Source organism: Rhodococcus sp. WAY2 (assembly GCF_009859915.1).
GTDB classification, from domain to species: Bacteria; Actinomycetota; Actinomycetes; order Mycobacteriales; family Mycobacteriaceae; genus Rhodococcus_F; species Rhodococcus_F oxybenzonivorans.
Genome location: NZ_CP046572.1, coordinates 5,272,446 through 5,286,945, shown reverse-complemented (window position 1 = coordinate 5,286,945; position 14,500 = coordinate 5,272,446). Strand labels below are relative to the sequence as shown.

At 66.4% G+C, this 14,500-nt stretch carries 13 protein-coding genes; 6 read left to right on the top strand and 7 right to left on the bottom strand.

Going from position 1 to position 14,500, the window contains the following annotated elements; translation table 11 throughout:
* The first annotated feature begins 73 nt into the window (after nucleotides 1-73).
* A complete protein-coding gene (locus tag GFS60_RS23845) occupies nucleotides 74-961 on the top strand; it encodes a cyclase family protein (protein WP_159925111.1) in 888 nt (295 codons plus the stop codon).
* Between the two features lie 9 nt (nucleotides 962-970).
* On the opposite strand, the gene GFS60_RS23840 is transcribed toward GFS60_RS23845, so the two are convergent.
* From GFS60_RS23840 to egtA, 5 genes are all read right to left on the bottom strand, one after another.
* Nucleotides 971-2,164 carry a PQQ-dependent sugar dehydrogenase gene (locus GFS60_RS23840; protein ID WP_159925109.1) on the bottom strand — a complete coding sequence of 398 codons (1,194 nt, stop codon included), beginning with the start codon at nucleotides 2,162-2,164 and terminating at the stop codon, nucleotides 971-973.
* Between the two features lie 72 nt (nucleotides 2,165-2,236).
* Entirely contained in the window at nucleotides 2,237-3,211 is a 975-nt protein-coding gene (gene egtD / locus GFS60_RS23835) for an L-histidine N(alpha)-methyltransferase (protein ID WP_159925107.1), read from the bottom strand.
* A complete protein-coding gene (gene egtC, locus GFS60_RS23830; RefSeq protein WP_159925105.1) occupies nucleotides 3,211-3,954 on the bottom strand; it encodes an ergothioneine biosynthesis protein EgtC in 744 nt (247 codons plus the stop codon). The genes egtD and egtC overlap by 1 nt, the downstream gene beginning before the upstream one ends.
* Nucleotide 3,955: 1 nt before the next feature.
* Nucleotides 3,956-5,260 (bottom strand): ergothioneine biosynthesis protein EgtB, encoded by a 1,305-nt coding sequence (egtB, locus tag GFS60_RS23825; protein WP_159925103.1) that lies wholly within the window; start codon nucleotides 5,258-5,260, stop codon nucleotides 3,956-3,958.
* On the bottom strand, nucleotides 5,260-6,477 hold the full coding sequence (gene egtA, locus GFS60_RS23820; RefSeq protein WP_159925101.1) for an ergothioneine biosynthesis glutamate--cysteine ligase EgtA: 1,218 nt from the start codon (nucleotides 6,475-6,477) through the stop codon (nucleotides 5,260-5,262). The genes egtB and egtA overlap by 1 nt, the downstream gene beginning before the upstream one ends.
* Nucleotides 6,478-6,622: 145 nt before the next feature.
* Here egtA and GFS60_RS23815 point away from each other — a divergent pair, with 145 nt between their 5' ends.
* The 3 genes from GFS60_RS23815 (at nucleotide 6,623) to GFS60_RS23805 (ending at nucleotide 9,852) form a co-directional block, all read left to right on the top strand.
* Entirely contained in the window at nucleotides 6,623-7,798 is a 1,176-nt protein-coding gene (locus tag GFS60_RS23815) for an aminotransferase class V-fold PLP-dependent enzyme (protein ID WP_159925099.1), read from the top strand.
* A 60-nt stretch (nucleotides 7,799-7,858) separates the two neighbouring features.
* Nucleotides 7,859-8,263 (top strand): PPOX class F420-dependent oxidoreductase, encoded by a 405-nt coding sequence (locus tag GFS60_RS23810; RefSeq protein ID WP_159925097.1) that lies wholly within the window; start codon nucleotides 7,859-7,861, stop codon nucleotides 8,261-8,263.
* 116 nt (nucleotides 8,264-8,379) lie between these two features.
* The gene (locus GFS60_RS23805; RefSeq protein ID WP_159925095.1) at nucleotides 8,380-9,852 is read left to right on the top strand and encodes an FAD-dependent oxidoreductase; all 1,473 of its coding nucleotides are present in this window, start codon (nucleotides 8,380-8,382) and stop codon (nucleotides 9,850-9,852) included.
* Here GFS60_RS23805 and GFS60_RS23800 read toward each other — a convergent pair.
* Nucleotides 9,849-11,075, bottom strand: a complete 1,227-nt coding sequence (locus GFS60_RS23800; protein ID WP_159925093.1) for a GAF domain-containing protein — start codon at nucleotides 11,073-11,075, stop codon at nucleotides 9,849-9,851. The two genes, GFS60_RS23805 and GFS60_RS23800, sit on opposite strands and share 4 nt — an antisense overlap.
* Nucleotides 11,076-11,364: 289 nt before the next feature.
* On the opposite strand from GFS60_RS23800, the gene GFS60_RS23795 reads away from it, so the two are divergent.
* A complete protein-coding gene (locus tag GFS60_RS23795) occupies nucleotides 11,365-11,979 on the top strand; it encodes a 50S ribosomal protein L25/general stress protein Ctc (RefSeq protein ID WP_109332428.1) in 615 nt (204 codons plus the stop codon).
* A 105-nt stretch (nucleotides 11,980-12,084) separates the two neighbouring features.
* On the top strand, nucleotides 12,085-12,657 hold the full coding sequence (gene pth / locus GFS60_RS23790) for an aminoacyl-tRNA hydrolase (RefSeq protein WP_109332429.1): 573 nt from the start codon (nucleotides 12,085-12,087) through the stop codon (nucleotides 12,655-12,657).
* A gap of 69 nt (nucleotides 12,658-12,726) precedes the next feature.
* On the opposite strand, the gene GFS60_RS23785 is transcribed toward pth, so the two are convergent.
* Entirely contained in the window at nucleotides 12,727-14,361 is a 1,635-nt protein-coding gene (locus tag GFS60_RS23785) for a fatty acyl-AMP ligase (RefSeq protein ID WP_159925091.1), read from the bottom strand.
* Nucleotides 14,362-14,500: the final 139 nt, after the last annotated feature.

Genomic DNA, 14,500 nt, shown 5'->3' with positions numbered 1-14,500 from the left:
ACGGAATCCGAGGGGATGTGCGCACCAACGCTTATGATGCGTCGGAACCGCTTCCCCCACCGAAGGAGCCGTGATGTGCTCACCACGGATCATGAACCACGTGTACGGAGCGATCGAGGGCCGCGGCCCGCAGATGACTCGTCGTGCCATGTTCGGGGCGTTGGGTGCAGCGGCGCTCGTAGCGTCCACGGCAGGTTCGGTGTCCGCTGCGCCCGTGCCTCAGGTGGCGCCGCCTGAGGGGCCGATCGTCGATCTCACGCACGTACTCCGGGCCGGCTTCCCGGTCTGGCCTGGCTCGCAGAGCTTCGAGATGCGAAATTTGGCGCAGATCGGCGGCGGCACGGGATCACTGGGGTCGCTCGCCCCCGGCGCGACAAGCGTGTTCTACAAGAATGAATTACGCCTCGACGAGCACACCGGCACCCACATCGACGCTCCGGCCCATGCGAGCGCGGACGGCATCACGGTCGAACAGATTCCGCCCCGCGACCTGGTGGCACCGATCGCTGTCATCGACATCGCTGCGCGTGCACACACCGACAACGACGCCCTGCTGACCCGGCAGGACATTGTGGACTGGGAGTCCGACCACGGCACGCTGCCCGACCGCTGCCTCGTGGCGATGCACTCGGGGTGGGCGGATCGCGTGGGACATCCAGGAGCATTCGTCAATGTGGACACCGCAGGCGTCCAGCGCACACCCGGATTCGACCCGGACGCCGTCGACTTCCTGCTCCGCGAGCGCGACATCGTCGGTCTCGGCTCCGACACCCTGAGCATCGACGCCGGGCGCAGCACCACGTTCGGCGCTCACCTCGGCGCGTTGGGCGCCGGCAAGTACGCGGTGGAAGTGCTCGCTAATCTGTCACAGATACCGCCGGCGGGTGCCACCGTCATGGTCGGCGCACCTACCCATGCCGGTGGGTCGGGTGGACCATGCCGAGTCCTCGCCTGGATCTGAACCCCGCCGTCACCCTTGCGGTGTCACCCGGAGTACCTGGTCGGTGTCACCGTTGTCGGTGGTGACGAGCAGCGAGCCGTCCGGAGTGGGGGTGACGGAGCGGAGCCGACCGTACTGATCCTGCAGTCCGAACGTCTGAGCCGTCACCGACTGGCCGTCGGCGGCCAGGCGAAGGAAAATCAGCTGTTTCGTCTTGAGCCCGCCCATGACGAATGCGCCGTTCCACGGCCCCCAACCCGAACCGGAGACGAATGCGCCACTCCCCGTAGCCAGCGTCGTGCTGCCCGAACTCCACACCGCGGCAATCGCACCCGGTACCCGGACCGGGTCGGTCATCGGCACGGATTCGTCGTAGATGCCGGGGATACGATCCGGCTTGTATCCGTAATTGCCACCGGCGACGAGCAAGTTGACCTCGTCGTCCCGAGTTGTGCCCTGGTCGACGGCGTAGACGCGGCCCGTGCCGGGTTGCTGCGCGAGACCTTGGGCATTGCGATGGCCGAGTGTGTAGACGGGACTGTCGGCATTCGGATTTCCCGCGGCCGGTGTCCCGTCCGGGTTGATGTGAAGAGTTTTACCGCCTAACGAGTTCGGGTCCTGAGGCACCCCCGGTGCTGCGGTATCTCCCGTGCCCACGAAAAGGGTGCCGTCGGCGGCAGTCAGAATTCGGCATCCCCCATGGCGCCCGTCCTGGACTGGTATTCCGGTGAGCACCGCGGCGCCGCGGGTCAACTCCGTCCAGGCCGAGTCGACGGTCCACGATTGGATCCGGATGTCGGTGACGCCGCCGCCCTGGAATCCCTGGCAGGTGTACAGCCTTCGGGACTGCGCGAAATCCGCAGCCAGCGCGATCCCCATCAATCCCGTTTCACTCTGCACATACAGGTCGGCGAGGTCCGCGGCGACCGGACCGGTCGATCCGTCGGCGCGACGGACGAAGAAACCACCCGACCGCTGGCCTGTAAGCACGGCACCGTCCGGGGCCTGCACCGCATCCCAGGGATGATCGAGTCCCTCGAGGAGCGGGGTGACGGTCAGGTCCGGGAGGGTGTCTTCCGTCGGAATTTCAGGGTCGCCGCTGCCGGACCCGAGGCTGCCCGTGTCGAACGGGAACGGCGACGGTTGCGCCGTAGCCTGCGCTGTCGGAAGACCGAGAACGGCTGTGGTAGCGAGAGCGAGGGCGGCGAGCTTGGACTGACGCACGGATACTCCTCGGGTCGACTGCGGTATGCCGGTCACTATAGGCGGGCAGAGACCCGAAGTTGATCTTGTCGGTCAGGACCGTGTTGCGCACACCAGGGCGAAGCGGTCGTCCGGGTCGCTCCATGTGCGTTCGACCTCGAAACCGGCCGCGGCCAGTTCCCCCGCGATTCCGGGGAGCGTGAACTTCGCGGAAATCTCCGTGCGCATCTGCTCGCCGCGAGCGAACTCGACGTCCAGGTCGAGTGCCGCAACCCGGACGGACAGGGCGCGCTGAGCTTCGAGCCTCATCTCGATCCACTCGTTACCGGCGTCCCACAGCGCGATGTGCCGAAACGCGTCCAACGGGAAGTCTGCGTCGAGCTGACCGTTCAGGACCTGCAGCACATTGAGGTTGAACTGCGCTGTCACACCGGCCGCGTCGTCGTACGCCGGGACCAGGACTGCAGGGTCGGTGACCAGTCCGACTCCGAGGAGCAGATGTTCCCCTGGCTCGAGCACGTCGGCGATTCCGGCGAGAAACTCGGCCCGCTCGCCCGGGACCATGTTGCCGAGTGTGCCCCCGAGGAATGCGATCATGCGGCGACCGCCCCGCGGAAGGTGATGCAGCGAATCGGTGAAGTCGCTGACCACGCCGTGGACGGTAAGGTGGGGGAATTCGGTCCCGATCTGCTCGGCGGCGCCCTGCAGCGCCGACACCGATACATCCTGCGGCACATACGTATGGAGGGTTCCGTGTCGGGTTCCCGCTTCGAGTAGCAACCGCGTCTTCTCGGAGGAGCCGGAACCGAGCTCCACCAGAATTTCCGGTGCCGCCACCTCGGCGATCTCCCCCGACCATTGCCGGAGCAGTTCTCGCTCGGTGCGCGTCGGGAAATATTCCGGCAACGCGGTGATCTGTTCGAACAGCTCACTTCCGCGCGCGTCGTAGAACCACTTGGGCGGCAGCCACTTCGGATTCGACGTCAACCCAACGGTCGCATCCTTGCGGAGTGCGTCCTTCAGCTGGTCCGGTTCCAGATACACCTCGAGGGTCGGTGCGGTGGTCATCAGACTCCCATCTCGAGCGGCGTGATTATCAGATGTCCTGGGCGGGCGTACACGATGTGCCGATCCGGTACCGGCTGCCACCCGGGATCGTCGTCGAAAGGTTCGGACATGACGATTGCCCTGTCGTCGTCGACGAGCACCGACAGTGAGTGATCCCAGGTGGTGGCCCACAACTCGCGGCCGTCACCGAGCAGAAAATTCAGGCGCGACTTCGGTGCGGCCGCGTCGACGGCACGAACCAGCGTGGTGAGCGCCTTCTCCGGCCCCTGCTCCGCGAGCGCTCGTTGCAGCAGTAACCACAGCGCAGCCGAATCGGTCGGCGCCTCGAGTTGCAGGAGGTCAGTCACCGGAAGCTGCTCGGCGAGCGGTCCGAGTGTCTCGGGCCAACCCTTCACCAGACCGTTGTGGCTGAACGCCCACGTCCGATCGGTGAACGGCGCGCAGGCCGTGGCCTGCACGGGCATACCCACCGTTGCCGACCTGGTCGCGGCCACCACTGCGCCGGAACGTATCTGGGGCAGCGTCTCCCGCAGTGCCGGATCGGACCACAGCGGCTGCTGGCTGCGGTAGCGGGAGAAGGCGTCCTGTCCCCACCACCCGACACCGAATCCGTCCGCGTTGATCGTTCCGCCGTGGCGCATGTCCCGCGGCGCCCACGACTGCCGCAGCAGCGAGTTCTCACCCCAGCCGATGAGCTCGCCGACGGATACATCCGGTCCCAGATATCCCAGGTGGCGGCACATATCAGCGTTCGTCCCCCGAAATATCGCGTGCACACCGGAAACCCGAGAAGATCTGCCGTCGGATCGGGTGGTCCCAGTTCCGGAACGTGCCGCGGCATGCCACAGGATCGGTACCGAACGAACCACCTCGCAATACCCGGTAATCCCCTCCGTAGAACACCTCCGAGTATTCGCGGTACGGAAACGCCGTGAATCCGGGATACGGCTCGAAGGGTGAGGACGTCCATTCCCAAACGTCACCGACCAGTTGGTGGACACCGAGGGGCGAGGCCCCCGACGGGTACGCTCCCACCACAGCCGGTCCGAGGAACCGCTGTCCGAGATTGGCCGACGAGTCGTCCGGATCGCTGTCACCCCACGGAAACCGGCGGGAGCGTCCCGTGGTGGGATCCCATCGAGCAGCTTTTTCCCACTCGGCCTCGGTGGGCAGTCGCTTGCCGTCCCACCGTGCGAACGCCTCGGCCTCGAAGAAGCAGACATGTACCACCGGTTCCTGCGGGTGAAGTGGTGCGGGCACCCCGAACACCCGGCGCCACCAAGCGCCCCGCCCGTCGCTCTCCCAGAACTGCGGCGCTTCGAGTGCCGCCTCACAGCGGTGCGCCCACCCCCGCTCACTCCACAGTTCGGGGCGACGATATCCGCCGTCATCCATGAACTCGAGGTAACGACCGTTGGTGACGGGAACGGCGTCGATTTCGAAGGCCGGCACGTACACCGAGTGTGCCGGGCGCTCGTTGTCCAACGCCCAGGGGTCGTCCGACGCGCCCATCGTGAATATTCCGGCCGGGATGATGATTTCCTTCTCGGTCACCGGCACCCCGACACGCGGCGCGGCGTCCGCACTCAGAACCGGCGCTCCGGAACGCAGTTGATGGGTCGCGAGCATCGTCTCGGCGTGCTGCTGCTCGTGCTGGGCGATCATGCCGAAGGCGAATCCGTGTTCCTCGAGCGGCCTGCCGCGAAAGGTGCTGTTGTCGAGGACGTCCCACGCCTTGTCCCGGACTGTACGGACGTAGTGCCGCGCTTCGGCCGGATTCAGCAGTGGCAACGACGGACGGGAACGCCGAGAATGCTTGAACGCGTCGTACAACTCGTCGATGTCGCTACGGACCGGTTCACGGCCTCCGACATCGCGCACGAGCCACAATTCCTCTTGATTACCGATGTGGGCAAGGTCCCAGACCAGTGGGCTCATCAGCGGCGAATGCTGCGCGACGAGGTCGGAGTCGTCCAGGCAGTCCGTCAGTCCGGCGGTTCGCCGGCGTGCACGGGTGAGTACGGCCTCGACCTTCTCGCGGGTTCCCATCAGCTCTCCTCGCCCGGAGCGTGGCCCCGGCAACATCGTTCGGCGGCGGCATCGAGAAGTCGGACGAACTCCGGGTCCGGCGAATACGACGCCGCCAGCGATAACAGAGCCGTTGCCGCTGCGCGTAATTCGAGGTCGGCCAGGCCGAACTCGGCGGCATCGTGCCAACGCTCCGACGTCGGAAGAGCGGCGGCAAGCGCCTCGGCCATGACACCCGGACCCGAGAGCAACGCGTCGATTGCCGCCACCGGCACCCGCCACAAATTCCCTGGTTGCGCGTCGAGGTAGCGCACCTCGAGGTAACCGGCGGCCCGGACGGGAGGGAACAAGGTCGTGAGGTGGTAGTCGAGATCCGCGGAAGTCGGGGAGCGTCCGATCACGTCGTCGAGTGCCCCGTCCACCCAGTCGCCGAAAGTCGCCTCCGGCGGCGCAGTCCAGTCGGTGCCGTCGCCCCGGACACACAGCAGCGGTACATCCAGCACCCAGCGGGCGTAGTCGCCGCTGTTACGCGTTCCGGCGGTTCGAGGCGAATCGAGTTCGAGCCATGTTCGCATCCGCTGCGACGCCCACTGCCCGTCCGGCACCCCGTACAACCGAGGGGAGCACGCGAAGGCCGCGATCAGTGCAGGCCCGATAGCGTGCAGCAGCTGCCAACGCTGCTCCACGGCCGCTGGGTCCGCGCCCGCGTCGACGCTGACCTGCGTGGCCGCGGTATTGCACATCATGAGTTTCCCGTAAGGGCCGATCTCCCGGAAGCGCGACTCCATCGCGCAGTAACGCGGCGATTGAAGGAGCCGGTGGGCAGGACGGCGCGTGTCCGCCGCCTCGGAGGACATGAGAATTGCCCGGGTAGAGAGCAGATCGGTGAGAACGGCGTAGTCCGCGGAAAGGTAGTCACACAGTTCGCGAGCGGAGCGGCAGGGAGCGCTGGACAGTTCGATCTGTCCGCCCGGTTCGACAGTGACGGCGCTGCCGCCGGGGAGGGGCTCGGCTGGTGACGAAGGGTCGATGGTTCGTGGAGTGTGCGGCCCGAGGGCGTCCGCAAAAGCTGCCAGATCGGGACGCACGAATTCGGGCACCTGCGCGGTGAGCCACTCCAACTCCGCGCCGATCAGCTGCGGGGGACCCAATTTGAAGCAGACGCCGCCTATGTAGGCCTCCGCGGCAGGTCGCGACGTGACACCGACTCCCTCGACGGACTGGATCGCAGTACCCATTCCACCCTCCCTTTCGGGCGCCGCCTGAACGTCGTTATCGACGATAGAGCGCCGGGCCCACCTATGCACGTGCGAACGGCAATACTTTTCGTCAGTCCGCCGCGGTACGTTCGACACCATTCGCATTGAACAGGAGGTATCCGACATGCTCGACCTCGAGCGCGCGCGAAGGGACACCCCCGGCTGCCTCGACAAGGTGTTTCTGGACAGCGCCGGGTCTTCGCTTCCACCCACCTCGGTACTCGACGCGGTCTTCGCTCATCTGCGCCGCGAGGCCGACGTCGGCGGATACGTCGCGGCCGCGGAACGCGCTGGTGACCTCGCCTCGGTGAAGACCTCCATCGGCCGGTTGATCGGCGCGAGCGCAGATACCATCGCACTCGTCGACAGCGCCACCACCGCATGGAACGACTTCTTCCAGGCGGTCCCGTTGAAGCCGGGTGACCGGGTCCTTCTCTCCGAAGTCGAGTACGCCAGCAACGCGATCGCCGTTCTTCAACGGGCACGGTCCACGGGCGCGACCGTCGACGTGATTCCGAGTGACCCGTCCGGCCAGATCGACCTCGTCGCCCTCGAAAAGCTCCTCGACGACCGGGTCCGTCTCGTGTCCTTGGTGCACGTGCCCACCAACGGCGGGTTGGTCAACCCGGTCCGCGAGGTGGTCGACTTGGCACACGCCCAGGGAGCTCTCGTGCTTCTCGACGCGTGCCAGTCCGTCGGACAGGTCGCATTGGACGTGGCCGAGCTCGGCGTCGACGCGTTGTCCGCGACCGGCCGCAAGTGGTTGCGCGGCCCTCGAGGCACCGGGTTCCTCTACATCGCCGATGAACTGACCACGACCCTCGAGCCGGCGGCACTCGACCTGCACAGTGCCGAATGGACCGGGGCCGAGGACTACCGGATGGCCGCGGACGCGAGCCGGTTCGAGTTCTGGGAATGCGACGTCGCGGCCCGGCTGGGCCTGGGCGCGGCAGTGGACTATCTCCTCGACCTCGGTGTCGACCAGGTCGAGGCGGCTGTGGTCGACGGCGCCGAGTACCTGCGTTCGGGGCTGTCCGACATCGACGGCGTCACGGTGCGCGACCTCGGGACCCGCCGCTGCGGGATCGTGTCGTTCACCGTCGACGGTCTCGATCCGCGGGATGTGCGTGCGCAATTGGCGACCCGTCAGGTAACCGTCACCGCCAGCCTGCGCGGATCGACCTTGCTCGACATGAGCGCCCGCGATCTGGACGCCGTCGTCCGCGCCTCCCCACACTATTTCTGTTCCCCGGACGATCTCGATCGGGCACTCGCGGAAGTGGCAGCGCTGGCGAAGTAGTGGTTCCGGCTGGGGCTGCGACGTAATCTGGGAGCACCGACAAGCCAGGACGCGAGAAAAATGACGAATCCGGCATCGACGGCGTTGCCCCGCTTCGCCGCAGAGAAGGTCGTGCAACTGCAGACCCGCAAGCGGGATGGGACCTGGGTAGACACTCCGGTCAATCTGGTGGTGGACGGCGAACGTGCCGTCTTCCGCACTCCGGGCAAGGCGTCGAAGAACAAACGGCTCCGCAACTTCCCCGAAGTCCGGATCCGCCCCTGTACCTGGGCAGGCAAACCGACCGGGCCGCCGGCCCAGGCAACGGCTCGTCTGCTCAGCGGCGAGGAGTCCCGCGCTGCCGGCGTGCTCATCGACAAGCGGTACCCGGTTCTGCAACGAGTTTTCGTCCACCTCGCCCACCGGCTGATGCGGACGGAAACGCTTCATTACGAGCTGACCGATGTGCGTGATCTGGAGTTATAGGCACAGCGTGAAAATCGCCTCCCACTCAGCGAGACGGCAGGTCGACTCCCGACTATAACAGGTTACAGTTCGGATAGCCGTGCATCGTCACATCCGAGCGCCCGAGAGGACCACCCATGGCCGAACCGACTCCGATCCGCCCGCGACCCGTTTCCGAGATCGCCACGTGGGACTACGAGGCCGACGTCGTCGTCGCGGGGTACGGGATCGCTGGTGTGTCCGCGTCGATCGAGGCGGCACGGGCCGGCGCCGAGGTATTGGTCCTCGAGCGCACCAGCGGCTGGGGTGGCGCAGCCTCACTGGCGGGGGGCTTCATCTACCTCGGCGGCGGTACACCCCTTCAGAAAGCCTGTGGCTTCGAGGACTCGCCCGAGAACATGAAGAAGTTCATGATGGCAGCCCTCGGCCCCGGCGCCGACGAGGAGAAGATCGCCGACTACTGCGACGGCAGTGTCGAGCACTACAACTGGCTCGTCGAGTGCGGCGTGCCGTTCAAGGCGAGCTTCTGGGGAGAGCCGGGCTGGGAACCGCCGTTCGACGACGGCCTCATGTACTCGGGTGGTGAGAACGCGGCACCGTTCAACGAAATCGCCACACCTGCACCCCGCGGACACGTTCCGCAGATGGACGGCAAGCGCACCGGCGAGAAGGGTGGTGGCTACATGCTGATGAAGCCACTGGTGGAGGCCGCCGAAAAGCTGGGCGTGCGAGCCGAATACGACATGCGCGTGCAGACTCTGATCACGGACGACACCGGTCGGGTCGTCGGAATCATCGCCAAGCAGTACGGCAAAGAAGTCGCCGTCCGGGCCCGACGCGGCGTGGTCCTCGCCACCGGGAGCTTCGCCTACAACGACAAGATGATTCAGGCCTACGCTCCCCGCCTCATCGGCCGGCCTGGTGCCGCGATCGAGGAACACGACGGCCGGTCGATCCTGATGGCCCAGGCTCTCGGCGCCGACCTGGCCCACATGGACGCCACCGAAGTGGCCTTCGTGTGCGATCCCCAATTGATAGTGCGTGGCATTCTGGTCAACGGTCGCGGACAGCGGTACGTCCCGGAAGACACCTATTCGGGGCGCATCGGTCAGATGACGTTGTTCCACCAGGACAATCAGGCGTTCCTCGTCATCGACGAAGCGGCCTACGACGAAGGTGTTGCCGCCACCACGGCCACCCCCTTCCTGCGCGTACAACCCAAGTGGGTCGCCGAGACCGTCGAGGAACTCGAGTCGGACATGGGGCTGCCCGAGGGTGCACTCCGATCGACCGTCGAGGTCTACAACAAGCACGCCGCCGACGGCATCGATCCCCTGCTGCACAAGAAGTCCGAATGGGTGAAGCCGATCGGCTCCCCCGTCGCCGCACTCGACCTGCGCGGGTTCACGCTGGGCTTCACTCTGGGCGGGCTACGGACCACCCTCGACTCCGAGGTACTACACGTCTCCGGGGAGCCCATTCCCGGACTCTTCGCAGCGGGCCGCTGCACGTCGGGTGTGTGCGCGGGCGGATACGCCAGCGGAACGTCGCTCGGCGACGGCAGCTTCTACGGTCGCCGGGCGGGCGTGGCCGCCGCGAAGCAGAGCTAGTCGAGCACCCGCACGCTCACGCCGTCCGCGAAACGGTAGGGCTGCGTGCTCAGCACCGCGCCGAGAGTCTTGCGCAGACGCGAGACTTCGGCGCGGACGGCCACCACGTGCTCTCGATCGCCGAACAGTGCCTCGCTGAGGGAAGCGGCATCGACACCCCCCGTTCCCGCCACCGCCAACACCCGGAGTATCTGCGCATGCCGCGGCGAGAGGGCCTGCGTCCAGTTCGCGTCTCCGCACACCGTCACCCGCGGTGACGCGCCGAGGTCGAGTTCCACCTGCAGTCCCGCGCCGTCGACCCGGCGACGCACCAGCCACCCGTCGCCCAGCGGTTCGGGCACGCAAATCCCGAGCCCGGGGACGAGGAGCGGTTTGCCCTGACTCGGCGTAGCCAGCCGCTCGGGTGCAGCGATCCCGGTCGCGCCCGCCACCCAGCCGTGCTGATCGACGACCAGAGCCGGACCACCCGCCGAAGCCAGCAACGGGGCGGCCCGTCCGCGTAACTTCTCGAGTTGCGCGGTGTGCTCGCGCCACAGGGTGGCCTCGGCGAGGCGAACCGCGGTGCGCACGAGCGCGACCGTGGTCGGATGAACCGACATTGCTGAACCGCTGATATCCACCACGCCGAGAATGTCCCCCGTGCGCGGATCGTGGACCGGCGATCCCGTGCACGACCACCCGTGATGCGACGGCGCATAGTGCTCCGCCGAAAAGAGTTGTACCGCAGCATCTTCGACGAGAGCCGTACCGATCGCGTTGGTGCCCACCGCCTGCTCCGCCCAGCGCGCGCCCTCCGTGAACCCGAGCGCATCAGCGGCTTTGCGCACTCCGCGTGACCCCTCGCGCCACAGCAGCACGCCGTCGGCATCGGCGATGACCACGATGAAGTTGGCGTCGTCGGCCACCTGCGTCAGCGTGTTACGCAGCTCGGGTAGAACGGACCTCAGCGCGGTGCGCGTCCGGCGCTCCTCGATCTCCGCGAAGTCGGCCGGTTCCACGTCGGCACAATGATCGGGGGTCACCCCACCTGCCTGCAGTCGCGACCACGAACGTGCCACCACGTCCCGCGGCATCACCGGCGGCTGTTGCCCGGACAGCACCGCGTCGTGCACCCTGCTCAGCAATCGGGCATGCCGTGACAGATCCACGCCGCTGGCCACCGCGGTCAACCGGTCGGCGCTCCGGGGTTCTGTGCTCACACCGCCGAGGCTACCCCCGGCCATGTGAGCCACACCACTAGTCCATTAGTGGGCCGGTGGCAGGACTGGGCCCGACATGGTGAGGTCGTCATCGAAACGACGACCCGATTAGCAGGCCCGGCAGCCATCCGGTAGAGTTCCGTAAGTTGTCTCGGCGAGGGTGAACCGGCTTGTTCGATACGCTGGATTACCGTGATCGACGCGGCTACGGCTCAGCTCGAGCGTTTCGCTCCTGGCCCGTGCGCCCGTTCGTCCCTCACCGACGACAAGACGCCAGCCAGTAACCACCGTGAGTTGTAGGAGCCGTTTCACCATGTCTGACGAAAACACCCTCGTAGCCGCCGTACGCACCGAGTTCGGCAAGGGCGCCGCCCGCCGCGCCCGCCGCGATGGTCAGGTTCCCGCTGTTCTGTACGGCCACGGTGAGGATCCCCGCCACCTGAACCTGCCGTCGCGCGACTTCGCCGCGATCCTGCGTGCGCACGGCACCAACGCCATCCTGAACCTCGACATCGACGGCACCCCCCAGGTCGCCCTCACCAAGTCGGTCGTGATCCACCCGATCCGCAACTACATCGAGCACGCCGACCTCCTCGTCATCAAGAAGGGCGAGAAGGTCACGGTCGAGGTCCCCGTCGTCGTCACCGGTGAGGCAGCGTCCGGCACCCTGGTCGCCCAGGACGCCGCCACCATCGCTCTGGAGGCCGACGCGCTGCACATCCCCGAGCAGATCGAGGTTTCGGTCGAGGGCCTCGAGGCCGGCACGCAGATCCTGGCCAACCAGCTCGAGCTGCCCAAGGGTTCGACCCTGCAGGCCGACCCCGAGCTGCTCATCGTCAACGTCGTCCCGGCCCCCACCGCAGCCGACCTCGAGGAAGAGACCGGCGAAGCAGCCGGCACCCCTGCCGAAGAGGGCGCCGAGAGCTGATCCTCTCGCAACCGCACTGAACTCGGCGGCGCGTCGTCCCGGACAATTCCGGGGTGACGCGCCGCTCTCGTGTGACGAGAACCTGCCATAGGGAAGGACCTGCCGGTGAGTGAAGACACGGCTCTGGTGGTCGGCCTGGGAAATCCGGGACCGCAGTACGAGAAGACCCGGCACAACATCGGCTTCATGGTGGCCGGTGTGCTGGCCGGTCGCATGGGAGCAAAGTTCAGCGCACACAAGAAAAGTGGCGCCGACATCATTCAAGGGCGGCTCGAAGGGCGCCCGACGATCCTGGCGAAACCGCGCTCGTACATGAACCTGTCGGGAGGCGCCGTAGCCGGGTTGGCGCGATTCTTCTCCGTCGACCCCGACAACATCGTGGTGATCCACGACGAGCTCGACCTCGACTTCGGAACCGTCCGTTTCAAGCAGGGCGGCGGCGAAGGCGGCCACAACGGTTTGCGGTCCATCTCCAGTTCACTGGGCACCAAGGACTACCTCCGCACCCGCATCGGGATCGGACGACCGCCTGGACGGATGGACCCCGCGTCGTATGTGCTCAAGCCCTTCTCCTCGGTGGAACGCAAGGAACTCGACATCCTCTGCGAGGAAGCGGCGGACGCCGTCGAACTCCTGCTGAAGGTCGGCCTCGAGGCTGCGCAGAATCGCCTGCACTAGGCGCTCCGCGCCCGTGCGCCTTTTTGGTTGTTCCAGCTACCAGAAAGGCGCACGGGCGCCGAAGGCGCCTCAGTCGCGGACCAGCGACGCCGAGGTGGTCCGGCGCAACTTGCCGGACGACGTCTTGGGAATGCTGCCGGGTCCGAGGACCGCGACGGTACGCGGACGCACCCCCACCTCGGAGACCACTGCGTGCACGACCTCGTGTTCGATCCGCTTGACCTCGTCCGGGTCCTGATAGTTGTTGGTTTCGACCGCGACCGCGAAGCTTTCCCGCTTCTGGCCGGCGTCGAGTCGCACCGCGACCGCGTTGCCCGGGCGGACACCGGACACGGTGCCGGCTGCCCGCTCGATGTCGGTGGGATAAATGTTGCGGCCACCCATGATGATCACGTCCTTGATGCGACCGCACACCACGACGAGACCCTCCTCGGTGAAGTAGCCGATATCACCGGTGTTGAGCCAGCCGTCCGGATCCTGCGCCGGCTTGTGGCCCTCGAGAGTGACGTATCCGGGGGTCACAGCCTTGCCGCGCACCTCGATGATCCCGACTCCACGGGTGGGGAGCAGTTCCCCGTCGCCGTCGACGACCCGGCCTTCGAGGTTCGGAACCATCTTCCCGAGGGTGGCGAGGGGACGCGCATTCGGCTTGCTCGACGGAACAGCCCGGGACATCGCCTCGAGAATGTCCGGGTCGACGAAGTCGAGTACCTGACCCTGATCCGGGTCGGGAATCGACACCGCGAGGGTGGTTTCCGCCATCCCGTAGACGGGGGCGAGTGCGGACGGATTCAGTCCGAACCGGGCGCCGGCCTCGGCGAGCGCCGTCATCGTGTCGGGGTCGACCGGTTCGGCCCCGTTCCACATGTACCGCACGCTGGACAGATCGACCACACCGTCCTCGGCTTGCCGCAGCCGACGGGCCAGCAGCGAGTACGCGAAGTTGGGTGCCGCCGTGACCGTGCCCTTGTACTTGCCCATCAGCTGCGCCCACAACAGCGGGGTGCGGAGGAAGTCCATCGGGGTGATGCTGACGACCTCGGCACCGACCTGCATGGGCACACTGAGGAAGCCCACCATCCCCATGTCGTGGAACAGCGGCAACCAGCTGACCATCACGTCGTCGTCGAGGGAGAACTTGATGCGATCGATCATCGCGTAGGCGTTGGTGTAGAAGTTCTCATGGGTGATCTGCACGGCTTTCGGCGACCCGGTGGAGCCGGAGGTGAGCTGCTGCAAGGCAATGTCGTCCTCGAAGGTCTCGACCGGTTCGACCTCCGGACCTTCGTTCAGTTCGGCCACCGTCACCACTGTGATGCCGCGTTCCTCGAGTAGCGGCTTGGCCGCGTCGAATGGCGCACCGAGGATCACTGCCTTCGCATCGATCATTCTGATCACGGTTTCGGTGTCTTGGGCCCACACCGCCAGATCGGTGCGCGGGGTGGGCTGATGCAGCATCGTGACGGACGCACCACGCATCCAGATTCCCTGACAGGACGGCGCGATGTCGACGGGCTGACCGGCCAGGATGCCGATGGCGTCGCCGTGGCCGATACCCGCCGCCGCGAGCGCACCCGCCATCCGCCGCGCCACCCGATGAATTTCGCCCCATGGCTGTCGCAACGGCGCATCCGGCTCACCGGTGACCAACCCGCGGTTGCTGGTGACAGCGGTGGCATACATCTCGTCGGTGAACTTGCTCAAGATTTCTCCTCGTGCAGATACGGGTGTCCGAACGCAGTAGACGTAACTCCGGAGCGCCCCGACGACTCACGCTGATTAAATATCCGAACCCGAGCTGAGTGTTACGTCAGGTCAGTGTTACCTCTCGCCGGATGTGCTG